This is a genomic window from Streptomyces sp. NPDC102279 (assembly GCF_044766365.1).
Classification (GTDB): Bacteria; Actinomycetota; Actinomycetes; order Streptomycetales; family Streptomycetaceae; genus Streptomyces.
This window is the reverse complement of sequence record NZ_JBIWLU010000006.1, coordinates 568,448-589,255: the sequence shown is the minus strand read 5'-3', so window position 1 is coordinate 589,255 and position 20,808 is coordinate 568,448. Positions and strand designations below refer to the sequence as shown.

General features: G+C 71.5%; 22 protein-coding genes. 13 read left to right on the top strand and 9 right to left on the bottom strand.

Translation table 11 applies throughout. The annotated features are described in order from the left end of the window. Nucleotides 1-3 precede the first annotated feature (3 nt). Nucleotides 4-483 (bottom strand): Rieske (2Fe-2S) protein, encoded by a 480-nt coding sequence (locus ACIRQH_RS18305; protein WP_358819186.1) that lies wholly within the window; start codon nt 481-483, stop codon nt 4-6. 211 nt (nt 484-694) lie between these two features. Between ACIRQH_RS18305 and ACIRQH_RS18300 the strand changes: the two genes are divergently transcribed. The 7 genes from ACIRQH_RS18300 to ACIRQH_RS18270 all read left to right on the top strand — a co-directional run bounded on the left by ACIRQH_RS18300 (nt 695) and on the right by ACIRQH_RS18270 (nt 6,988). Next, nucleotides 695-1,468: a HipA family kinase gene (locus tag ACIRQH_RS18300; RefSeq protein WP_358819185.1), complete on the top strand. Its 774-nt coding sequence runs from the start codon at nt 695-697 to the stop codon at nt 1,466-1,468. Next, nucleotides 1,465-1,848 (top strand): DUF3037 domain-containing protein, encoded by a 384-nt coding sequence (locus tag ACIRQH_RS18295; protein ID WP_404226567.1) that lies wholly within the window; start codon nt 1,465-1,467, stop codon nt 1,846-1,848. Before ACIRQH_RS18300 ends, ACIRQH_RS18295 begins: the two co-directional genes overlap by 4 nt. A gap of 203 nt (nt 1,849-2,051) precedes the next feature. Further along, entirely contained in the window at nt 2,052-2,813 is a 762-nt protein-coding gene (gene fabG, locus ACIRQH_RS18290) for a 3-oxoacyl-ACP reductase FabG (protein ID WP_081223210.1), read from the top strand. 17 nt (nt 2,814-2,830) lie between these two features. Next, nucleotides 2,831-3,592 (top strand): SDR family oxidoreductase, encoded by a 762-nt coding sequence (locus tag ACIRQH_RS18285; protein ID WP_404226566.1) that lies wholly within the window; start codon nt 2,831-2,833, stop codon nt 3,590-3,592. A gap of 271 nt (nt 3,593-3,863) precedes the next feature. Further along, on the top strand, nt 3,864-5,444 hold the full coding sequence (locus ACIRQH_RS18280; RefSeq protein WP_388874165.1) for an ABC transporter substrate-binding protein: 1,581 nt from the start codon (nt 3,864-3,866) through the stop codon (nt 5,442-5,444). Nucleotides 5,445-5,611: 167 nt separating this feature from the next. Further along, a complete protein-coding gene (ung, locus tag ACIRQH_RS18275) occupies nt 5,612-6,295 on the top strand; it encodes a uracil-DNA glycosylase (protein ID WP_388874162.1) in 684 nt (227 codons plus the stop codon). A gap of 135 nt (nt 6,296-6,430) precedes the next feature. Continuing rightward, the gene (locus ACIRQH_RS18270) at nt 6,431-6,988 is read left to right on the top strand and encodes a hypothetical protein (protein WP_358819180.1); all 558 of its coding nucleotides are present in this window, start codon (nt 6,431-6,433) and stop codon (nt 6,986-6,988) included. Between the two features lie 28 nt (nt 6,989-7,016). Here the strand turns inward: ACIRQH_RS18270 and ACIRQH_RS18265 are convergent, their stop codons facing one another. Then, a complete protein-coding gene (locus tag ACIRQH_RS18265; protein ID WP_358819179.1) occupies nt 7,017-7,487 on the bottom strand; it encodes a hypothetical protein in 471 nt (156 codons plus the stop codon). A 447-nt stretch (nt 7,488-7,934) separates the two neighbouring features. On the opposite strand from ACIRQH_RS18265, the gene ACIRQH_RS18260 reads away from it, so the two are divergent. Continuing rightward, nucleotides 7,935-8,846: a Gfo/Idh/MocA family protein gene (locus ACIRQH_RS18260; RefSeq protein ID WP_404226563.1), complete on the top strand. Its 912-nt coding sequence runs from the start codon at nt 7,935-7,937 to the stop codon at nt 8,844-8,846. On the opposite strand, the gene lnt is transcribed toward ACIRQH_RS18260, so the two are convergent. Together lnt and ACIRQH_RS18250 are read right to left on the bottom strand one after the other, a co-directional pair. Further along, nucleotides 8,764-10,350: an apolipoprotein N-acyltransferase gene (gene lnt / locus ACIRQH_RS18255; RefSeq protein WP_404226562.1), complete on the bottom strand. Its 1,587-nt coding sequence runs from the start codon at nt 10,348-10,350 to the stop codon at nt 8,764-8,766. The genes ACIRQH_RS18260 and lnt overlap by 83 nt on opposite strands. 214 nt (nt 10,351-10,564) lie before the next feature. Then, nucleotides 10,565-11,050: a nuclear transport factor 2 family protein gene (locus ACIRQH_RS18250; protein WP_358819176.1), complete on the bottom strand. Its 486-nt coding sequence runs from the start codon at nt 11,048-11,050 to the stop codon at nt 10,565-10,567. 230 nt (nt 11,051-11,280) lie between these two features. Here ACIRQH_RS18250 and ACIRQH_RS18245 point away from each other — a divergent pair, with 230 nt between their 5' ends. Continuing rightward, nucleotides 11,281-12,021: an SDR family NAD(P)-dependent oxidoreductase gene (locus tag ACIRQH_RS18245; protein ID WP_404226561.1), complete on the top strand. Its 741-nt coding sequence runs from the start codon at nt 11,281-11,283 to the stop codon at nt 12,019-12,021. Between the two features lie 36 nt (nt 12,022-12,057). On the opposite strand, the gene ACIRQH_RS18240 is transcribed toward ACIRQH_RS18245, so the two are convergent. The 3 genes from ACIRQH_RS18240 to ACIRQH_RS18230 form a co-directional block, all read right to left on the bottom strand. After that, entirely contained in the window at nt 12,058-12,237 is a 180-nt protein-coding gene (locus tag ACIRQH_RS18240) for a hypothetical protein (RefSeq protein ID WP_358819174.1), read from the bottom strand. Between the two features lie 169 nt (nt 12,238-12,406). After that, a complete protein-coding gene (locus ACIRQH_RS18235; protein ID WP_388874150.1) occupies nt 12,407-13,282 on the bottom strand; it encodes an undecaprenyl-diphosphate phosphatase in 876 nt (291 codons plus the stop codon). A gap of 173 nt (nt 13,283-13,455) precedes the next feature. Then, the gene (locus ACIRQH_RS18230; RefSeq protein ID WP_358819172.1) at nt 13,456-13,917 is read right to left on the bottom strand and encodes a helix-turn-helix domain-containing protein; all 462 of its coding nucleotides are present in this window, start codon (nt 13,915-13,917) and stop codon (nt 13,456-13,458) included. A gap of 190 nt (nt 13,918-14,107) precedes the next feature. Here ACIRQH_RS18230 and ACIRQH_RS18225 point away from each other — a divergent pair, with 190 nt between their 5' ends. Then, complete coding sequence (locus tag ACIRQH_RS18225; RefSeq protein WP_358819171.1) at nt 14,108-15,283, top strand: thiolase family protein; 1,176 nt, start codon at nt 14,108-14,110, stop codon at nt 15,281-15,283. Here the strand turns inward: ACIRQH_RS18225 and ACIRQH_RS18220 are convergent. Continuing rightward, nucleotides 15,280-16,104 carry a TVP38/TMEM64 family protein gene (locus tag ACIRQH_RS18220; RefSeq protein WP_388874144.1) on the bottom strand — a complete coding sequence of 275 codons (825 nt, stop codon included), beginning with the start codon at nt 16,102-16,104 and terminating at the stop codon, nt 15,280-15,282. The genes ACIRQH_RS18225 and ACIRQH_RS18220 overlap by 4 nt on opposite strands. 49 nt (nt 16,105-16,153) lie before the next feature. Here ACIRQH_RS18220 and ACIRQH_RS18215 point away from each other — a divergent pair, with 49 nt between their 5' ends. The 3 genes from ACIRQH_RS18215 (at nt 16,154) to ACIRQH_RS18205 (ending at nt 19,419) form a co-directional block, all read left to right on the top strand. Beyond that, nucleotides 16,154-16,888, top strand: coding sequence for a DNA alkylation repair protein (locus ACIRQH_RS18215; protein WP_404226560.1), 735 nt, complete (start codon nt 16,154-16,156; stop codon nt 16,886-16,888). Nucleotides 16,889-17,238: 350 nt separating this feature from the next. Beyond that, nucleotides 17,239-18,417: an elongation factor Tu gene (gene tuf, locus ACIRQH_RS18210; RefSeq protein ID WP_358819168.1), complete on the top strand. Its 1,179-nt coding sequence runs from the start codon at nt 17,239-17,241 to the stop codon at nt 18,415-18,417. 156 nt (nt 18,418-18,573) lie between these two features. Then, on the top strand, nt 18,574-19,419 hold the full coding sequence (locus ACIRQH_RS18205) for a spermidine synthase (protein ID WP_388873794.1): 846 nt from the start codon (nt 18,574-18,576) through the stop codon (nt 19,417-19,419). Here ACIRQH_RS18205 and ACIRQH_RS18200 read toward each other — a convergent pair. Continuing rightward, on the bottom strand, nt 19,381-20,745 hold the full coding sequence (locus tag ACIRQH_RS18200) for an MFS transporter (protein ID WP_388873791.1): 1,365 nt from the start codon (nt 20,743-20,745) through the stop codon (nt 19,381-19,383). The genes ACIRQH_RS18205 and ACIRQH_RS18200 overlap by 39 nt on opposite strands. Between the last annotated feature and the right edge of the window lie 63 nt (nt 20,746-20,808).

Genomic DNA, 20,808 nt, shown 5'->3' with positions numbered 1-20,808 from the left:
CGATCACGCGAGTTTGATCGAGTCGCCCTCGACGGTGATGGTCGCGGCGGCCAGGGCGCTGGTCGCGGGCCCCTTCTTCACACTGCCGTCGGTGGCCGAGAACTGGCTGCCGTGGCAGGGGCAGGTGATCACGCCGTTCGCGATGCCCTTGACCGCACAGCCCTGGTGGGTGCACTTGGACGAGAAGGCCTTGAAGGTGCCGGCCGCCGGCTGGGTCACCACGACTCCCTGATCGGCGAAGACCTTGCCGCCGCCCTCCGGGATGTCACCGGTCTTCGCCAGCTCCGTGCCGCCGCCGGCCCCGCTGTCCGTGCCGCCCGAACTCTTGCTGCCGCTCCCGCCGTCGCCGGGGCCCACGCTGTCGGAGGCTTTGTCGTCCGCACCGCACGCGGTCAGCGCCACGGCGAGTCCCGCCGCGCCGACCGCCGCCACGACGGTGCGCCGTGCCGGTCCCGGCACGGGGTGAAGCGATTCGCTGGTCATGCTGACTTTCCCTTCGACGGACGTGAGGTGATTCTGATCAGAAGTACGGTCGGGCCGTCCGCCCTGTTCAGGGCATGAGGACTTCTTGACCGGATCGACAGCGAGTCGACAGGAGCGGCGCCGCGGCGCGGTGTCCCCGTCCGGGAAACCGGTTCGGGCGAGGCCCGCGGGCTGGGTCGGCCGGGCGTGGACGCCCCAGTAGCCTGGGGCGATGCTCAAGGAAGTCAACGCCACCCGCTACATCACGCCGTTGCGTGAGGGCGGCTCGCTGCCGGGACTCGTCGAGGCCGACGACCTCGGGACGTACGTCATGAAGTTCACCGGCGCGGGCCAGGGGCGCAAGACGCTCGTCGCGGAGGTCGTCTGTGGTGAGCTGGCGCGCCGGCTCGGACTGCGGGTGCCCGGACTCGTGACGATCGGCCTCGACCCGGTCCTCGGCCTCGGCGAACCGGACCAGGAGGTCCAGGAACTGCTGAAGTCGAGCGGCGGCCCGAACCTCGGCATGGACTTCCTCTCCCGCGCCCTCGGCTTCGACCCGCTGGCCTTCGAGGTCGGCCCGGAGGAGGCCGGCCGGATCGTCTGGTTCGACGCGCTGGTCAACAACGTCGACCGGTCCTGGCGCAACCCCAACCTGCTGATGTGGCACGGCGAACTGTGGCTCATCGACCACGGTGCCACGATGATCTGGCACCACCACTGGCCCGGCGCGGAGGCCTCCGCCGCCAAGCCGTACGACATCGCCGACCACGCTCTCGCGCCCTTCGGCCCGGACATCGCCGCAGCCGCCGCCGAGCTGGCCCCGCTGGTCACCGAGGACCTCCTCGCCGAGGTCACCGCCCGGATTCCCGATGCCTGGCTGGCGGACGAACCCGGCTTCGAGTCGCCCGACGCGCTGCGCCGCGCCTACGCGCGACCGCTGCTGGCCCGGGCGGGCGACATCCACCGACGGATCAAGGGCGTCGACGGCATCGAGGGGGACAAGTGAGCGAGCGGGACGTCTTCGAGTACGCGCTGCTGCGGGTGGTGCCGCGCGTCGAACGCGGGGAGTGCTTCAACGCGGGCGTGCTGGTGTACTGCCGCGCCCGGACCTTCGTGGCGGCCCGCACCCATCTGGACGAGGGCAAGCTGCTCGCACTCGACCCGGGCGCCGACGTGGCGGGCGTACGCGCCGCGCTGCGTGCCGTGGAAGGGGTCTGCGCCGGAGGCAAGGCCGCCGGTCAGGCGGCGGGGGACGACGCGGGGCGGCGCTTTCGCTGGCTGATCGCACCCCGCTCGACGGTCGTCCAGCCCGGCCCCGTGCACACCGGCCTGACCGCCGATCCGCAGGCCGAGGCCGAGCGGTTGCTCCAGCTGCTGGTCAGGTAATGGATCACATGCGCGCGGTGTGCCGTTGACACCGGGTGCCAGGGCTTCTAGCGTCACGTCTGCTGAAGGTACTAAGCGGTCGCTCACTGGACGGGCGTACCGTGTGAGCCGCAGGTCCTTCGGGGCTTCCGAAGGTGCCGCAAGGTTGTCGAGACAGCTTGGCCGGGCTTGGGCCGGCTTTCCAAGGGCGAGGAGAACCAGCAATGTCCACCACTGAGCAGCGCGTCGCCGTAGTCACCGGTGCCGCGCGCGGCATCGGCGCCGCGACCGCCGTACGTCTGGCCGCCGAGGGCCGCGCCGTCGCGGTGATCGACCTCGACGAGGCCGCGTGCAAGGACACCGTGGAGAAGATCACCGCCGCCGGCGGCAAGGCCCTCGCGGTCGGCTGCGACGTCTCCGACGAGGCCCAGGTCGAGGCCGCCGTCGCCCGCATCGCCGAGGAGCTCGGCGCGCCGACCATCCTGGTGAACAACGCTGGTGTCCTGCGCGACAACCTGCTGTTCAAGATGAGCGCGACCGACTGGGACACCGTCATGAACGTGCACCTGCGTGGTGCCTTCCTGATGGCGAAGGCCGTCCAGAAGTACATGGTGGAGGCCAAGTTCGGCCGGATCGTGAACCTGTCGTCCTCGTCGGCGCTGGGCAACCGCGGCCAGGCCAACTACTCCACGGCCAAGGCCGGTCTGCAGGGCTTCACCAAGACGCTCGCCATCGAGCTCGGCAAGTTCGGCGTCACCGCGAACGCCGTCGCGCCCGGCTTCATCGTCACCGACATGACCGCCGCCACCGCCGCCCGCGTCGGCATGGACTTCGACGACTTCCAGGCCGCGGCCGCCACGCAGATCCCCGTGCAGCGCGTCGGCAACCCCGACGACATCGCCAACAGCATCGCGTTCTTCACCGGCGAAGCCGCCGGATTCGTCTCCGGCCAGGTGCTGTACGTGGCCGGCGGACCGCTCAACTGAGGCCGGGGGAAACCGACATGACCACTCTTCCCGAACTCTCGGGCAAGGTCGCGCTCATCACGGGCGCGAGCCGCGGCATCGGCTACGGCGTCGCGGAGGCCCTGGTCGCCCGCGGTGACCGGGTCTGCATCACCGGCCGCAACGAGGACGCCCTCAAGGTGGCCGTCGAGGCGCTCGGCGCCGACCGTGTCATCGGTGTCGCCGGCAAGGCGCACGACGAGGCCCACCAGGCCGTCGCCGTGGAACGCACCATGGAGGCCTTCGGACGCGTCGACTACCTGGTCAACAACGCCGGTACGAACCCGGTGTTCGGCCCGATCGCCGAGCTGGACCTCAACGTGGCGCGCAAGGTCTTCGAGACCAACGTCGTCTCCGCGCTCGGCTTCGCCCAGCAGACCTGGAAGGCCTGGCAGAGCGAGAACGGCGGCGCGATCGTCAACATCGCCTCCGTCGCCGGCCTCGCGCCCTCGCCGTTCATCGGGGCGTACGGCATCAGCAAGGCCGCGATGATCAACCTGACCGTGCAGCTGGCGCACGAGTTCGCGCCGAAGGTGCGCGTCAACGCGATCGCACCCGCTGTCGTGAAGACGAAGTTTGCGGCCGCACTGTACGAGGGCCGTGAGGCGGAGGCCGCTGCGGCCTACCCGCTCAACCGGCTCGGCGTGCCCACCGACATCGGCGGGGCCGCCGCGTTCCTCACCTCGCAGCAGTCGGACTGGGTCACCGGTCAGACGCTCGTGGTCGACGGCGGTCTGTTCCTGAACGCCGGCGTCGCCTGAGACACCGTCGGGGATCGTTCCCCGGACCCAGGGCCGGTGGCCTCCCGCACGCGGGGGACCACCGGCCCTTGTGTTGTGGGCAGTCGACAACGCGGGTGCCCGTGTCGGGCGACGCGGAGTCCGATATGCGGAGCCTCGGACGGTTCACAGGATCCTGACAACGTAGTCACAAACGTGCTGATCAAGTGCCCTGCCGCGAACACGGTTCCGGCGCCGGGGTGCTGCGGTATGGTCTGCCGACCCTTGGTACGGCAGATCGAGGAGCGTGCGCGTGTTCAACCGGAACAGATGCCTGAGACAGCTGGCTGCGATCACGTCCATAACCCTGGTGGCCGGATGCGGCGTCTTCTCCTCGGGCTCGTCCGAAGACAAGGGGCCGATCGTGGTGGGCACCACGAGCTCCCCGAGCACGCTGGACCCTGCCGCCTCCTGGGACGGGTCCTGGGAGCTGTTCCGCAACATCTACCAGACCCTGCTGGGTTACCCGAACGGCTCGGTCAGCCCCCAGCCGGACGTGGCGGAGAAGTGCGCGTTCACAGACGGAACCAACCGCACCTACCGCTGTGAACTGCGGCCGGACCTGACGTTCTCCGATGGCGACCCGCTGGACGCCCGGGCGGTCAAGTACTCCATCGACCGCATCAGGAAGATCAACGTCCGTGGCGGCCCCGCGGGTCTGCTCGGCAGCCTCGAACGGGTCCAGGTGCTCGGCGAGCGCGAGATCGTCTTCCACCTCAACCAGCCCGACGCCACCTTCCCGTTCGTGCTGGCCACCCCGGCGATGTCGATCGTCGACCCCGAGGAGTACCCGGCCCGCTCCCTGCACAAGGGCGACAAGGTCTTCGGTTCCGGGCCCTACAGCCTGGAGTCCTACCAGGAGGGCAAGCAGGCCGTCCTCGTCAGGAACAGCCACTACGAGGGCTTCGCCAAGCGCCGGAACGACGCGGTGACCATCCGCTACTTCCCGGACTCGGCCCAGATGGTGGGGGCCCTGAAGGACCGGAAGATCGACCTCACCTACCGCGGGCTCGCCGCCTCCGACATCGTCGACCTGCAGGACGGCGGCACGGACAAGGACCTCCAGCTCGTCGAGGGCGCGGGCACCGAGATCAGCTACCTGGTCTTCAACCCGAAGGACCCCTGGGCCGGGAAGGCCGCCGTCCGCAAGGCGATCGCGCAGATCGTCGACCGGCCCGCCATCGCGCACAAGGTCTACCGCGACACCGTCGACCCGCTGTACTCCATGGTCCCGGCCGGCCTGGTCGGTCACACCACCGGCTACTTCGACGCCTACGGCAGCCCCAGCACGTCCAAGGCCCGCAAGATGCTCCAGGACGCCGGGATCAACCGACGCGTCCCGCTCAAACTCTGGTACACGACCGACCGCTACGGCTCCGAGACCGCCCCCGAGTTCCGCGAGCTCAAGCGACAGCTCGACAACTCCGGCCTGTTCACGGTCACGCTCAGCGGCCGCCCCTGGAAGACCTACGAAGCCGGCTACCGCGACGGCGAGTACCCGGTGTTCGGGCGCGGCTGGTTCCCCGACTTCCCGGACGCCGAGAACTTCATCGCACCCTTCGTGGGCGAACAGAACGCGCTCGGAACGCCGTACCCGGCCCCGCGCATCACCGAGCACCTGCTGCCCGACTCCCGCGGCGTGAGCAACCGCGCCGCCGTGGTCAAGGAGTTCGAGGAGGCCCAGCAGATCCTCGTCGACGACGCACGGCTGCTGCCCCTGTGGCAGGGCAAGCAGTACGTGGCCGCGAGCGGGGAGATCTCCGGCGGTGAGCGGGCCCTGGACCCGTCGACGATCATGACGATGTGGGAGCTGGACCGAAAGACCAGCTGGTAGCGGGCCCGGACCGGCCGCCGCGACGACCCGCGTGCGGCCGGACACCAGGGCCTGCCGTCCGGTCACGTCCTGGCGGACGGTGAGCGGCGCGGGGCACGGAACCGGTTGTCAGTGCGCGACGGTAGGTTCTGTGGTCCGGAAGTGACCGCACATCGGAGGAAGTTGACGTGACCGATATCGCCATGCTGCCCGAGTCCTGGCGCGGCGTACTGGGCGAGGAGCTGCAGCAGCCCTACTTCAAGGAACTCACCGAGTTCGTCGAGGAGGAGCGTGCGAACGGCCCCGTCTACCCTCCGCGGGAGGAGGTCTTCGCCGCGCTCGACGCCACACCGTACGAGCGGGTGAAGGTGCTCGTCCTCGGCCAGGACCCGTACCACGGCGAGGGCCAGGGACACGGCCTGTGCTTCTCGGTCCGCCCGGGAGTGAAGACCCCGCCGTCGCTGCGCAACATCTACAAGGAGATGAAGGAGGAGCTCGGCACCCCGATTCCGGACAACGGCTATCTCATGCCGTGGGCCGAACAGGGCGTCCTGCTGCTCAACGCGGTGCTGACGGTGCGTGCCGGTGAGGCCAACTCGCACAAGGGCAAGGGCTGGGAGAAGTTCACCGACGCGGTCATCCGCGCGGTGGCCGAGCGCCCCGACCCCGCGGTCTTCGTGCTCTGGGGCAACTACGCGCAGAAGAAACTCCCGCTCATCGACGAGACGCGGCACGTGGTGGTGAAGGGGGCGCACCCTTCGCCGCTGTCCGCGAAGAAGTGGTTCGGCTCGCGTCCTTTCACGCAGATCGACGCGGCCGTGGCCGCGCAGGGCCACGCCCCGATCGACTGGACCGTTCCGAACCTCGGCTGACCGTCGTCCGCCGGGGACCACCGCTGGGTCAGGACCGTCACCGTCCTGGCCCATCGGTGCACGGGGGCGCCTGAGCGCGATTGTCGGCGGCTCGGGCTAGCGTCGGCGGAGACAGTGACGAGCCTGGAGGACACGGTGGCGGAGCAACAGGAGCAGGCGGCGCCGGACGCCATGATGACCAGGATCGGACAGGCCGTCATGCTGCACCACGCCGGTGACCGCGAAGAGGCCCGGACCCGCTTCCTGGATCTGTGGGGTGAGATCGGCGACGGCGGCGACGCCCTGCACCGCTGCACCCTGGCGCACTACATGGCCGACACCCAGGACGACCCCGCGGACGAACTCGCGTGGGACCTGCGGGCCCTGTCGGCCGCAGACGAGCTGACGGACGGCCGGGTCGCCGAGCACCATGAGTCCCTCGCCGTGCGCGCGTTCTACCCCTCGCTCCATCTGAACCTCGCGGCCGACTATGTGAAGCTCGGCCGTTCCGAAGCGGCGCGCACCCATCTGAGCCGGGCGCGCGGAGCGACCGGCGCGCTCGCGGACGACCGGTACGGCGACGGCGTCCGGGCGGCGATCGGCCGCCTCGAACTGCGCATCCAGGACACCGGCAGCTCGGTGCGGACGAACAGGCCCGACCGTTTCGGTGGCCCCGGGGGCGAGACCCTGGGACCGCCGAGGCAGCGTCCGTGAGGCCGCGCGGGCGTGCCGCGGGCGGGCTTCAGTTTCCGTAGGTCCCGGAACAGATGACCGCCTCGGGACTGTCCGCCTTCCAGCCGCCGTAGGTCCTTCCCAGGGCACACACGTCCGTGTTCCTCGGTACGTCGGGGGAGACACGCGGGACAGTGGCGCGGGGCTCGGAGTGGCGCGGCGCGGCAGGAGGGGCCGGGCGCGGGTGATGCGGGCGGGGACGCGCGGGCGCCACCGGCGCGGCGGCCGGCGGGGGAGCCGCCCGCTGCCGGGGTGACGCGGCGGGCCTCGGCTCCTTCGAGGGGCCGACGCGTTCCAGGGCTTCACGGGCCGGTGCCTGCACGATCTGCGGTTCCGCACGGCCGCCCGGCTGCGGCACGGCGGATCCGGACGGGGCGGTCGGCGGGCCGGAGGCGGGCGGCCGCTGGACGGTCATACAGCCGGAGAGGGCGGTGACCGCCACGGTGACCAGCAGCGTCGCGGTCGTCGTCGTTCGATGCACCCCCGCAACTCTGCTGGTGCGGACCGGTTTTGGGGAGCGGAGAGCCGCAGGTTGCCCCGCACGAGTGATCCTTCCGCTCCTCCGGTGGGCGCGAGGCCCGGCGAGCTGACGACGGAGGAGACCGCGAGCCGGGGGCACGGTCCCCGTCGGGCCGGGTCCCACCGACCGCCGCCCCCCTTCCGCCCCGCCCGCCGACCGAGAGGCGTCGACCGGGCGGACCGTGATCGCGAAGAGCGGGCGCCCCTGAACGGCCGCACGCGGAAAGGTGCCGTCGCCGACCATTGCGGACCTGCGCTTTTCCCATGCCGCGCGGGACGGCATCGCCGACGGACGCCCGACGCGCCGGCCGTATGCTTCCGACGGAGCACGGGCTCGGGCCCCCGCCCTCGGACAGGCGCGCCGGGACACGTGCCCGCGGACAGGCTCGGACGAACGAAGGAGATCGCTGTGAAGGTCGGCTGCATCGGACTCGGCGACATCGCGCAGAAGGCGTATCTGCCCGTGCTCGGCGTGCAGCCGGGGATCGAACTGCACCTCCAGACGCGGAACCCCGAGACACTCACCCGGGTCGCCGACACCCTTCACCTGCCGACGGCGCAGCGCCACACCGACCTGGACGACCTCCTGTCGCAGGACCTCGACGCGGCGTTCGTGCACGCTGCCACGGTCGCCCACCCGGAGATCGTCACGCGCCTGCTGGAGGCGGGCGTCCCGACGTACGTCGACAAGCCGCTCGCCTACGAACTGGCCGACTCCGAGCGGCTGGTGCGGCTCGCGGAGGAGCGGAACGTCAGCCTCGCCGTCGGGTTCAACCGGCGTCAGGCACCCGGATACGCGCAGTGCGTCGAGCACCCGCGCGAGCTGATCCTGATGCAGAAGAACCGCACCGGGCTGCCCGAGGCCCCTCGGACGATGGTGCTCGACGACTTCATCCACGTCGTCGACACCCTGCGGTTCCTGGTGCCCGGCCCGGTCGACGACGTGACCGTCCGCGCCCGTACGGAGGGCGGACTGCTGCACCACCTCGTCCTTCAGCTCGCCGGGGACGGTTTCACCGCGCTCGGTGTGATGAACCGGATGAGCGGCTCGAGCGAGGAGATCCTCGAGGTGTCGGGCCAGGACACCAAGCGACAGGTCGTCAACCTCGCCGAGGTCGTGGACCACAAGGGACAGCCGACTGTCCGGCGGCGCGGGGACTGGGTGCCGGTGGCCCGTCAGCGGGGCATCGAGCAGGTGGTCCTGGCGTTCCTCGACGCCGTCCGCGCGGGAAAGGTGCTCAGCGCCCGGGACGCGCTGGCGACTCATGAGCTGTGCGAGCGGGTGGTCCTGGCGGTTCAGGAGCGCTCCGCCGCACTCTGAGCGCACGGGCACCCTCCGTCAGGCACAGCGCCGCCAGCACGAGCAGGGCACCGTGCACGGGCCAGTCCCCGAAGCGGACGTACGGGGTGACGCCGGTGGCCAGCGGCACCTCGTACACCATGGCCTCGCTCGCGTCCGTGCCGAGCCAGGAGCCGATCCGCTCGCCGCTCGGGCCGTAGACCGCCGAGACTCCGGTGAGTGTGGCGTGAACCATGGGGCGGCCGGTCTCGGCGGCTCGCAGCGCGGCGAGCGAGGCATGCTGCTCGGGTGCCCAGCTGTGCTGGAAGCTCGACGTCGAGGACTGGGCGAGCAGCACCTCGGCTCCGTCCTCGGCGAGATGGCGGCTCATGTCGGGGAACGCGGACTCGAAGCAGACCATCGGACCGATGCTCAGGCCGTGCCCGACGTCCATCACCACCTGCTCGGTGCCCCGCATCCGGTCCTCGCCGGCCGCTTTGCCGACGGAGGTGGCCCAGCCCAGCAGGGAACGCGCCGGCACGTACTCGCCGAAGGGGACCAGCCGCATCTTGTCGTAGCGGTCGCCGGTCGGGCCGTGCGGACCGACCAGCACCGAACTCTTGTAGATCCCGGGTCGGTCCGAGCGGCGCGCGTCGACGTTCACCAGGATGTCGGCGCCCACCTCGCGCGACAGTGCCGCGATGCGGTTCGCCAGATCGGGCCGGCCGGCGAGGTCGAACCCGACGCTGCTCTCGCCCCAGACGACCAGGTCGGCCCCCCGGCCCGCGAGTTGCCGGGTGAGGACCTCCTCCCGGTCGAACCGCTTGTCACCACTGGCGCGGCCGTCCACGACGCCGGGCTGCACGACGGCGATCCGTATGCGGCCGTCGACGTCCGGGCGCGGCGACCACACCCAGGCCGCCGAGGTCACGGCTGCCGTCGCGACCAGTCCGGCCACGGCGGGCACCCGGGACTCGCGCACCGCGACCAGGACGGCGACCGCGACGTTGACCGCGACGAGCAGGAAGCTGAGCAGCCACACCCCGCCGACCGAGGCCAGCCGCAGCGCTGGTTCGACCTGCCACTGACTCGAACCGAGCAGACCCCAGGGGCCGCCCAGCCCCTGCCAGGAGCGGACGAGTTCGATCGCCAGCCAGCCCGAGGGCAGGACGAGGAGGGCGGCGCCGACCCGGGCCGGTGAGGGCACTCCCGCCAGGAACCGGCGTACGAGCCAGGCCCAAGGGGCCCACAGCGCGCCGAGCAGAGCCGCTATGAGGACCGTGAAGACGTGCAGGCTCGGCAGCAGCCAGTGGTGCACGGCCAGCATGAAACCGAGCCCGCCGAGCCAGCCGTCGTACGCGGCACGCCTGTCTGTGGGCGCCGCGCGGGCCAGCAGGATCCAGGGCACCAGCGCGACGTACGCGAACCACCACCAGGACGGGGCCGGGAAGGCGAACATGGGCAGCGCGCCGGCCAGCGCCGCCACGGCGTTCCGCCTCCAGGGGGAGACGAGCCATCGGCCGAGCGGGCGATCGGGCCTCGTCACAACGTGCCTCCCTCCCCGGTGGTCCCTCCAGTGTGCGTGTCCCCGGCGATCTACGACAGGGGGCACGGAGCGTGAGGCGGGGCGCGCACCGGGGACAGCGACCCAGGTCGTGACACCTGACACGTTGGCGGGGAGGAGGAGCGGGCTAGGGCCGGTGGCGCGCAGGCCACCGGCGCGGGGGCGCAGGCGCCGGGGTCGGGGGGGCGGTGGTCGGTCAGGTCGTCGCGGGGGCGTGCCGGGGTTGCGGCATCCGGCGCCACTTCTCCTCGACGACGACCTGACGCAGTCGCCAGCCGTCGTCCGTTCGGAGCAGGCCGAAGGAGTAGCGTCCGCCGCACACGAAGTCGGGGGCGGTGGACGCTCCGTCCTGGCCGGCCAGCCTCATCGGGTTGATGTAGTCCGCCTGGAGCAGGCCGGTGTCGCCCGCGTTCTGGTCCAGGAGCTCGAAGCGCACGCGCCGGTTGACGATCAGGTGCTGGCGCATCGAGAACAGCTCCAGGCTCCCTGCGAGCCACTCCGCGACCGCGCCGGCGTCGCCCTCGATGCCGCCGGCCGTGCGGTAGTCGGCGCGTCCGTCCTTCGTGAACAGCCTTCGGTAGGCGTCCCAGTCGCCGTCGTCCACCGCCACCGCGTACTCGGTCACGAGTCCGTCCACGGCCAACCGGTCCATCACGGTAGCGAGTTCCACGCGCTGCGTCATCGGCTCAGTGTTGGCCACCGGGACAGCCACGCCAAGGGGGTCGGCGGGGTTATTCGGTGCCCGGCCGCATCGGGTTCCGTTTTCGCCCACGGGTGTCGCGGACCGTGGACGCCGGGCGCGGACCACGGACCGCAGCCGGTGACGCGTCGTCGCAACGGATCTGCGATCGTGGGTGATCCACTTCCGACCGCGGACCCGGGTGACGCGGTCGGCCGCGCTGGGAGGTTGTCATGGCACGTCCTGTCACGATCGTCACGGGTGGCAGCCGGGGCATCGGGGCCGCGACCTGTGTCCGGCTCGCGACCGACGGGCACGACGTGGCCGTCGGCTACGTCAGCGACGCCGATGCGGCCGAGCGGACCGAGTCCGCCGTTCGCGAGACCGGTGCGAGGTGCGTCACGGTGCGGATGGACACCTCCGACGAGGCCGACGTGGAGCGGCTGTTCGCCACGGCCGAGGACCGCCTCGGACAGGTGACGGGACTGGTGAACAACGCCGGGGTGACCGGACCGCTCGGCCGCCTCGCGGACGCCGATCCCACCGACCTGCGGCGCGTGCTGGAGGTCAACGTGCTGGGCACGCTGCTGTGTTCGCGCCGCGCCGCCCGCTCGATGGCGGCCCTGGGCGGCGGTGTCATCGTCAACGTGTCCTCGGCCGCGGCCACCCTCGGGAGTCCCGGCGAGTTCGTGCACTACGCGGCGAGCAAGGCGGCCGTCGACGCGCTGACCACGGGACTCGCCAAGGAACTCGGTGCCGACGGCATCCGCGTCAACGCGGTCGCGCCCGGAATGATCGACACCGGGATGCACGCGGCCATGGGCGCCCCCGACCGTGCCGAGCGGGCCGCCGCGTCGATTCCGCTGGGCCGGGCCGGCCGGGCGCAGGAGATCGCCGCCGCCGTCGCGTGGTTGATGTCCCCCGACGCGTCGTACGCGACGGGAGCGGTGCTGCGGGTGTCCGGCGGGCGCTGAGGCCGCGGCAGAGCCACGGGCTCGCGGCGGTCGGCCTCAGGCCGCCTCGATGATCTCCCCGCGGATCGCCTCGGCCCACCGCACGACCAACAGCTCGTACTCGGCCCGCTCCTGCGCGGACAGGGATCCGCCCGCCCGCGTCCACAGGGCACGGATCTGTTCGTTTAACGCGGCGGCCGAACGCACGGAACCAGACGGATCGAAGTCGGGGGACATGCGCACCAGCCTAGGGGCAAGGACTGACACTGCGCTACCGGACGGCTACGCAACCCGTATGCGCTTCGTCACGACGAAACGGAACGACATCACGCCGGTCGACGAACTTCCCTTGGCGAGACGCCGGTTGACCTGGTCCCTCGCTCCGTCCACCGGGCCGGGCGGGGGATCAGCCCGCCGACTCCGCCGCGTGCGGGCTCAGGGTGCCCATCGTGACCAGGGCGATGATGACGATGCCGAGGGCGATCCGGTACCAGACGAAGGGCATGAAGCTCTTGTGCGAGATGAACTTCATGAACCAGGCGATGACCGCGTATCCGACGGCGAAGGCGATGACCGTCGCGAACATCGTGGGACCCCAGGCCACATGGCCCTCCTCCGCCGCGTCCTTCAGCTCGAAGGTGCCTGAGGCCAGGACGGCCGGCATGGCGAGGAGGAAGGAGTAACGGGCCGCAGCCGCACGGGTGTAGCCCATGAACAGGCCGCCGCTGATCGTCGCGCCCGAGCGGGAGACGCCGGGGATCAGGGCCATCGCCTGGCAGAGGCCGTAGATGAGGCCGTCCTTGGTGTTCAGGTCCTCGAGTGACTTGCGCTGCTTGGCCGCCCGGTGCCTGCCGCCCGTCTCGTCGCGGGCCGCGAGCCGGTCGGCGACGCCTATGACGATGCCGACCACGATCAACATGGTCGCGGTGACGCGCAGATCGCGGAACGGCCCCTCGATCTGGTCCTTGAGGGTGATGCCGAGCACCCCGATCGGGATCGAGCCGACGATCACCAGCCAGCCCATCTGGGCGTCGTGGTCGCGGCGCATCGCCTTGTTGGTGAGCGAGCGGAACCACGCCGACAGAATGCGTCCCACGTCCTTGCGGAAGTAGATCAGCACGGCCGCCTCGGTGCCCAGTTGCGTGATCGCCGTGAAGGCCGCACCGGGGTCCTCCCAGCCCGCGAACGCGGCGGTGAGCCGCAGATGCGCGCTGGAGGAGACGGGAAGGAATTCGGTCAGCCCCTGGACGAGTCCGAGGATGAGGGATTCAAACCAAGACATGAAGTTACGTGGTCCAAGCGCTGATCGAGGGAGGGCGACGGGCACGCCGTATCGCGGTGCGAGGTGATCACGGGTGTTGAGGGCAGCGTAGCGTCCGCGCCCGATCGTCCCGCCACAGGGGTTTCACCGGCCCCTCACGCCCGGCTCGCCGGTGAGGCCAGGTCCGTCGCGCGTTACGCCACCACCGGTCCCGTCACCGTCCACCCCGGGCTCTGGGGGTGGGGCGTCAGGGTGTCGTGGTCGACCTGCCGGCCGCATTCCCGGCAGACCACCTGGGGGACCAGCTCGTGACCGCAGTCGTGCTCCAGCACCATGGGCCGCGCGCCGTCCTCCTGGAGGTGCCGGTCGCCCCACGCCATGAGGGTCAGCAGGACAGGTTCCAGCTCCAGCCCGGCGGCCGTCGCCCGGTACTCGTAACGCCTGGGCCGCTCGCTGTACTGCACCTTCTCCAGGACGCCCACGTCGACGAGGCGCTTCAGCCGGGTGGTCAGCACGTCGCGCGGGGCGCCGGTGTTGCGGACGAGCTGGTCGAAGCGGGTGGCGCCGAGCGACACCTCGCGCAGGACCAGCAGTGAGTACTTCTCGCCGACGAGGGCGAGGGTGGCGGCGATGGAACAGGGGCGCGCGTCCTTCATGGCTTCAGTCTACGGGGAGGGTTGGATGTTCCAACTCACTCGGTTACTCTTGGGTCACTTAGTGGGTTGGGAAATCAAACGCACTCGGTCCGGACGCGTCGTCGGCGCACCCGGCGCGGTGCACCGAGTGGGGGAGCCGGACCCGCTCGGACGCCGGTACCCGACCTCAGAGACCTGAGAGAGGCATCCCATGCGTGACGCCGTGATCGTCGAAGCCGTACGCACCCCCGTGGGCAAGGGCAAGCCGAACGGCTCGCTCGCCCACGTCCACCCCGTCGAACTCCTCGCCCACACCCTCCGCACGCTGGTCGAGCGCACCGGGATCGACCCGGCGCTGATCGACGACGTCGTCGGCGGCACGGTCGACCAGGTCGGCGAGCAGGCCATGAACACCACCCGGTACGCCGTGCTCTCCGCGGGCTTCCCGGAGAGCGTGCCCGCGACGACCGTGGACCGTCAGTGCGGTTCGTCCCAGCAGGCCGTCCACTTCGCCGCCCAGGGCGTCATGTCAGGGGCGTACGACATCGTCGTGGCCTGCGGCGTGGAGTCGATGAGCCGGGTTCCGATGTGGTCGAACGTGCCCGCGGGCAAGGACCCGTTCGGACCCGGGGTGGCCGAGCGCTATCCCGAGGGGCTGGTGCCGCAGGGCATCAGCGCCGAACTCATCGCCGCCAAGTGGGGCATCACCCGCGAGCGCATGGACGCCTACGCCGTCGGCTCGCACCACAAGGCGGCCGAAGCGTGGGACAGCGGTCTCTTCGACGCCGAGGTCGCACCTCTGGAAGGCGTCACCCGTGACGAGAGCGTCCGGCCGGGCAGTACACCCGAGACGCTCGCCGGTCTGAAGCCCGCCTACTACGACGCCGGATTCGGCGACCGTTTCCCGCAGATCGACTGGTCGGTCACGGCGGGCAACGCGAGCCCGATCAACGACGGCGCCTCGGCCGTGCTCATCATGTCCGGCGAGACCGCCGACCGCCTGGGCCTGCGGCCCCTCGCCCGTCTGCACAGCTTCGCCGTCACCGGCTCCGATCCGCTGCTCATGCTCACCGGCGTGATCCCGGCCACCGAGAAGGTGCTGCGCAGGGCGGGCCTCGACCTCGGCGACATCGACCTCTTCGAGGTGAACGAGGCCTTCGCGGCCGTCGTCCTCGCCTGGCAGCAGGAGACGGGCGCCGACCTGTCCAAGGTCAACGTGCACGGCGGAGCGATCGCGATCGGCCACCCGCTCGGCGCGAGCGGCACCCGGCTCACCACGACCCTCGTCCACGCCATGCGCGCCCGCGGAGCCCGCTACGCGCTGCAGACGATGTGCGAGGCCGGCGGCCTGGCCAACGCGATGATCCTGGAAGCCGTCCGGCCCTAGGGTGCCGTCCCGCGCAGATGGTGACGCTTGCGCCAGGCCACCACCGCGCCGACCAGGGCCGGAACCGCGATGAACCCCATCGCGATGAGGAAGGCCGGAGAGGTCGGAGCCGACGCGCGGGCGCCGGCGACCGCGTACGCGGCGGTGTTCGGGATCGAGCCGAGCGCCGTCGCGAGAAGGAAGGGCAGCCATCCCATGCGGGAGACGGCGGCGCAGTAGTTGGCGGCCCAGAACGGCACGCCCGGGAAGAGCCGGGCCACCATCATCGAGCGGAACCCGTGCTCGCTGAGCTGTCCGTCCGCCGCCTTGAGCCAGCGGGCCCGCAGCAGCGGGCGCAGCGCGTCCTGCCCGAGGATCCGGCCCAGCCCGAAGGCGACACCCGCGCCGAGCACGGTGCCCGCCAGTGCCGTACCGAGACCCAGTTGGGAGCCGAACAGGGCGCCGCCCGCCAGGTTGAGCAGCGGGCGGGGCACGAACGCGACGGTGCACAGTCCGTACGCGACGGCGAACGCCAGGGCTGCCGCGGCGCCGCCGAGCTGGGGCGGCCAGCCGTCCGCGAGCAGGCGCTGCGGTTCGAAGAGCAGCACGCTCGACGCGGCGCCGGCGAGCAGGACGAGCAGCAGGGACAGGCGTGACCAGGGAGAGAGGAGCACTCTCAGACACCGGGCGGCAGGGCCGGTGCGTGCGGTGTCGAGGGCGGCGGGCGCGGCGCCGACGAGCTCAGCGGCGACGACCAGATCGGTGGTGACGCCGAGCTTGCCTGCGGTGGCCTGGGGAGTGACCGTGGCGGTGCCCCCAGAGCGGTTGGTGGCATCGAGCATCCGGTGACACTAACCGACGGATGTGTGTGATCGCCGTATGGTTCGTCTCATGGGCGTCACAGCTTCCGGAACGTCAGATACTCCGTTCGAGGTGCCGGACAGCACGCTCGCGGACACTTTGATGGAACGGCTCACGGCCGTCTACCCGGCCGCCGCGGATCCGGAGCGTGCCGCGTCGACGGGCGCGTACATGAAGGACATCGCCCCCTTCCTCGGACTGACCACTCCCGAGCGCCGCGCCCTCTCGCGGACGGTGCTCCTGGACACCGGCCGCCCCGAGGAGAGGGACTGCACCGCGCTCGCGCTGCGCTGCTGGGAGCTGCCGGAACGCGAATACCAGTACTTCGCCGTCGACTACCTGCGCCGTCATGTGACGCGTCTGTCCCCGGACTTCCTGCCGGTGGCCCGGCACCTCGTCGCCACCGTCTCCTGGTGGGACACGGTCGACGCGCTCGCCGCGCACGTCGTGGGCGGGCTCGTGGCCGCCGACCCCGCGCTGCGGTCCGCGATGGACGCCTGGATCGAGGACGACGATCTGTGGGTCGCCCGGACAGCGCTGCTCCATCAACTCCGACACAAGGAGGCCACCGACGTCGAGCGGCTGTTCGCGTACTGCGTCCGCCGGTCCGGGGACACGGATTTCTTCATCCGGAAGGCGATCGGGTGGTGTCTGCGCGAGTACGCCAAGACGAACCCGCAGGCGGTACGTGACTTCGTGGCCGCGGAGCGCGAAAGGCTCGCCCCGCTCTCCGTGCGCGAAGCCCTCAAGAACATCGGCCCCTGACGCACGGACGGCCTCCCCGTGAACCCCCGCCTCCTGAAGCTCCGTTCGCGCTACGACGCCGCGGCGGGGGGACGGAAAACCATTCGACGTGCGACGACGCATGGATGAGTATTTCCTCATGTTCCGGTACGCCTTCCTCCTCGCAGCATCCGCAGTCGCGGATGCGCCGAAGGCTGCCGTCCCGTTCATCGCGGCAGCCGTCGACGGCGCCCGAAGCTGACCCTTCCCGGATCGTCCGGCGGACCCCGCAGGGGGAGGGTCGGCAACTCCTGGGGGTCCCCGCTCCGGCCCGTTCACGCCGGGGCCATCACTCAGCTCCGCTGACACTGAAGAGGCTTCGAGGTACAGCCATGCCCAAGACGGCTTACGTGCGCACCAAACCGCACCTGAACATCGGCACCATGGGTCACGTCGACCACGGCAAGACCACGCTGACCGCCGCCATCACCAAGGTGCTCGCCGAGCGCGGCTCCGGCGGCTCCACCCGATACGTTCCGTTCGACCGCATCGACCGGGCCCCGGAGGAGGCCGCCCGCGGCATCACCATCAACATCGCGCACGTCGAGTACGAGACCGACACCCGGCACTACGCGCACGTGGACATGCCGGGCCACGCCGACTACGTCAAGAACATGGTCACGGGCGCGGCCCAGCTCGACGGGGCGATCCTCGTCGTGTCCGCGCTCGACGGGATCATGCCGCAGACCGCCGAACACGTGCTGCTCGCCCGGCAGGTGGGCGTCGACCACATCGTCGTGGCCCTCAACAAGGCCGACGCCGGTGACGAGGAGCTCACCGACCTCGTGGAGCTGGAGGTCCGCGAGCTGCTCTCCGCGCAGGGGTACGGCGGCGACGCGGTACCCGTCGTACGGGTGTCCGGCCTCAAGGCCCTTGAGGGCGACCCGCGTTGGACCGCGGCGATCGACGCGCTGCTCGACGCGGTGGACACCTACGTGCCGATGCCCGAGCGCTATCTCGACGCGCCGTTCCTCATGCCCGTCGAGAACGTGCTCACCATCACCGGACGCGGAACGGTCGTCACCGGTGCCGTGGAGCGCGGCACGGTCCGCGTCGGTGACCGCGTCGAGGTGCTCGGCGCCGGCGTCGACACGGTCGTCACCGGCCTGGAGACCTTCGGCAAGCCCATGGAGGAGGCGCAGGCCGGTGACAACGTGGCGCTGCTGCTGCGCGGGGTGCCCCGCGACGCGGTCCGCCGCGGGCACATCGCCGCCGCGCCCGGCAGTGTCGTCCCGAGCCGTCGCTTCACGGCGCAGGTGTACGTCCTGTCGGCCCGCGAAGGCGGCCGTACGACAGCTGTCGCCACGGGGTACCGGCCGCAGTTCTACATCCGCACCGCGGACGTGGTCGGCGACGTCGACCTCGGCGAGCGGGCCGTGGCCCGGCCCGGTGACACCGTCACCATGACGGTCGAGCTCGGGCGCGACGTCCCGCTGGAGCCGGGGCTCGGTTTCGCGATCCGCGAGGGCGGCCGGACGGTCGGCGCCGGGACGGTGACGTCGATCGGCTGACCGGCTCGGCCGGGCCACGGTTCTCCACCCGTGTCGTCGCCCCACAGGGGTGGCGACACGGGTGCCCGCCCGCACATGCGGGGACCGGCCGCGCCCGGACGGGGCGCCGGGCTTCCCCCGGGCGGCGCGGCCGGCGGCAGGCCGCACAATGGAGCCGTGGACGAGCCGATACCCGTGACGCGGGCCGTGGATCACGGGACCGCGAAGCTGATGCCCGACGTGGACCGGAAGCGGGCGTGGCTGCTGACCGTGGACGGCGCACCCCAGTCGTACGTGGACCTCGACGAGCCGACGCACCTGGAGTTCGAGTACACGCGTCGCCTCGGGCACGTTCTGGACACGGTGGCCGAGCCGGGACGGGCACTGGACGTCCTGCACCTCGGCGGCGGGGCGCTCACCCTGCCCCGGTACGTCGCGGCCACCCGGCCCGGTTCACGGCAGGACGTGGTGGAGGCGGACCTGGGCCTGCTCGCCCTGATCGGCGAGCACCTGCCGCTGCCGTCCGGCACGGGTGTCACCCTGCACGGCGCCGACGCCCGGCACTGGCTCGAAGCCGCGGCCCCCGGCGCCGTGGACATCCTGATCGCCGACGTCTTCGGCGGCTCGCGCATCCCGGCCCATCTGACGTCCACCGCGTACGCGCACGCCGCCGAACGGGCCCTGCGCCCGGACGGCGTCTACCTCGCCAACCTCGCGGACGCGGCGCCCTTCGCCTTCCTCCGATCCCAACTCGCCACGTTCTCGACGGTGTTCGAGGAACTCGCCCTGATCGCCGAACCCGGGGTGCTGCGCGGGCGCAGGTTCGGGAACGCCGTGCTCGTGGCCTCCCACCGTCCCCTCGACACGGCGGCCCTGGCCCGTCGTACCGCCGCCGACGCCTTCCCGGCGCGCGTCGAACACGGCGCCGCGCTCAGGCGCTTCGTCGCCGGAGCGGCGCCCGTCGGGGACGAGGACGCGGTCCCGTCACCCGAGCCGCCCGGCGGATCCTTCGGCATCGGCTGACGCGAGCGTTCCGCCGGACAGCTGGGCGCCCTCAGCACCGAGCAGCGGGACACCGTCGGCGGGGGACACGGGCGTCCGCTGCGCCACCTGCCTGGTCCGGCGCGTCAGGTTCCGTACGTCCGGCACGCACAGCACCGCCGCCGTGACCACCACGACCAGCACGGAGCAGCCCCACAGCGCGGACGTGCGGCCGAAGGCCTGCTCGGCGGGGCCCGCGAGCGCGGTGGCCAGCGGGACCATCGCGACCGAGCCGAACCAGTCGTACGCCGACACCCGGGAGAGCTTGTCCTCAGGGATCTCCTGGTGCAGCGCGGTCATCCACGAGACACCGAACACCTCTATCGCCAGACCGCTGACGAACATCACCGCGTACAGGGGACCCACCGGGACGGGAACCGCGAGCGCGGCGGCGGGCGCCGCGAGCGGGAAGACGCACAGGGTGCCGGCGAACAGCAGCCGCCGCGGCTTCCAACGGGTCATGAGGAGGGCGCCGCCGACGGTTCCGGCGCCGAACGCGCCGAGGGCCAGCCCCCAGGGCCCCGGCCCGCCGAGACTGTCCCGGGCGACCAGCGGACCGTAGACCGCGTCCGCGGCGCCGACGACCGCGACGACGACGGAGAACTGCGCGACGATCGTCCACAGCCAGGGGCGGCCGGCGAACTCGTGCCAGCCGTCGCGGAGATCGGCGAGCAGACCGCCGCCGGGTTCGCGCGGCGGTATGTGGCCGACGTCCAGGAACGAGCGCAGCGCGCCGGCGACGGCGAACGCCACCGCGTCCACGGCGAGCACCCAGCCCGGCCCGATCACGGCCACCAGCGCTCCGCCGAGGGCCGCTCCGCCGAGCCCCGCGCCCTGCATCGCCATCCGGAACACCGCGAACGCGCGGCCGGCCTGTTCGCCGTCGACCGAGGACATCAGCATGCCCTCGGCGGCGGGGCCGAAGAACGCCTGTCCGGTGCCGCCGAGCGCGGACAGCAGCATCATCTGCCACAGCTGCGCGTGACCGCCGAGGACCAGCAGGGCGAAGGCGCCCTGTGAGACGCAGTTGAGGACGTTGGCGGCGACCATCACCCGATGCCGCGGCAGCCGGTCCGCGATCGCCCCGCCGATGAGCAGGAACAGGACCAGCGGCAACGTCCTTGCCGCCGCGACCAGACCGACGTCGCCGCCGTCGCCACCGGTGTCGAGAACCGCGAACGCCGCCGCGATGAGCGCGCCCTGGCTGCCCAGGTTGGTGACGACCGCGGCGGCGGTCAGCAGGGTGTAGTTCCGTCCCGCCCAGGAAGGGCGTCGGGTGCGGCGGGGGAGGGCGGCGGCTGAGGTCACCCCGAGACTATCGCCGCCCGGCGCTCGACTTGCCAAACCGATTGCACCCGCGTCGAGCAAACG

Excerpts from the sequence above, each read along its gene's own strand:
- ACIRQH_RS18215 (WP_404226560.1), top strand. The coding sequence starts at position 16,154 with ATGGGCGTCACAGCTTCCGGAACGTCAGATACTCCGTTCGAGGTGCCG.
- ACIRQH_RS18250 (WP_358819176.1), bottom strand. The coding sequence starts at position 11,050 with ATGACGCAGCGCGTGGAACTCGCTACCGTGATGGACCGGTTGGCCGTG.
- ACIRQH_RS18300 (WP_358819185.1), top strand. The coding sequence starts at position 695 with ATGCTCAAGGAAGTCAACGCCACCCGCTACATCACGCCGTTGCGTGAG.
- tuf (WP_358819168.1), top strand. The coding sequence starts at position 17,239 with ATGCCCAAGACGGCTTACGTGCGCACCAAACCGCACCTGAACATCGGC.
- ACIRQH_RS18245 (WP_404226561.1), top strand. The coding sequence starts at position 11,281 with ATGGCACGTCCTGTCACGATCGTCACGGGTGGCAGCCGGGGCATCGGG.
- ACIRQH_RS18285 (WP_404226566.1), top strand. The coding sequence starts at position 2,831 with ATGACCACTCTTCCCGAACTCTCGGGCAAGGTCGCGCTCATCACGGGC.
- ACIRQH_RS18220 (WP_388874144.1), bottom strand. The coding sequence starts at position 16,104 with ATGCTCGATGCCACCAACCGCTCTGGGGGCACCGCCACGGTCACTCCC.
- ACIRQH_RS18225 (WP_358819171.1), top strand. The coding sequence starts at position 14,108 with ATGCGTGACGCCGTGATCGTCGAAGCCGTACGCACCCCCGTGGGCAAG.
- ACIRQH_RS18230 (WP_358819172.1), bottom strand. The coding sequence starts at position 13,917 with ATGAAGGACGCGCGCCCCTGTTCCATCGCCGCCACCCTCGCCCTCGTC.
- ACIRQH_RS18235 (WP_388874150.1), bottom strand. The coding sequence starts at position 13,282 with ATGTCTTGGTTTGAATCCCTCATCCTCGGACTCGTCCAGGGGCTGACC.
- ACIRQH_RS18305 (WP_358819186.1), bottom strand. The coding sequence starts at position 483 with ATGACCAGCGAATCGCTTCACCCCGTGCCGGGACCGGCACGGCGCACC.
- ACIRQH_RS18240 (WP_358819174.1), bottom strand. The coding sequence starts at position 12,237 with ATGTCCCCCGACTTCGATCCGTCTGGTTCCGTGCGTTCGGCCGCCGCG.
- fabG (WP_081223210.1), top strand. The coding sequence starts at position 2,052 with ATGTCCACCACTGAGCAGCGCGTCGCCGTAGTCACCGGTGCCGCGCGC.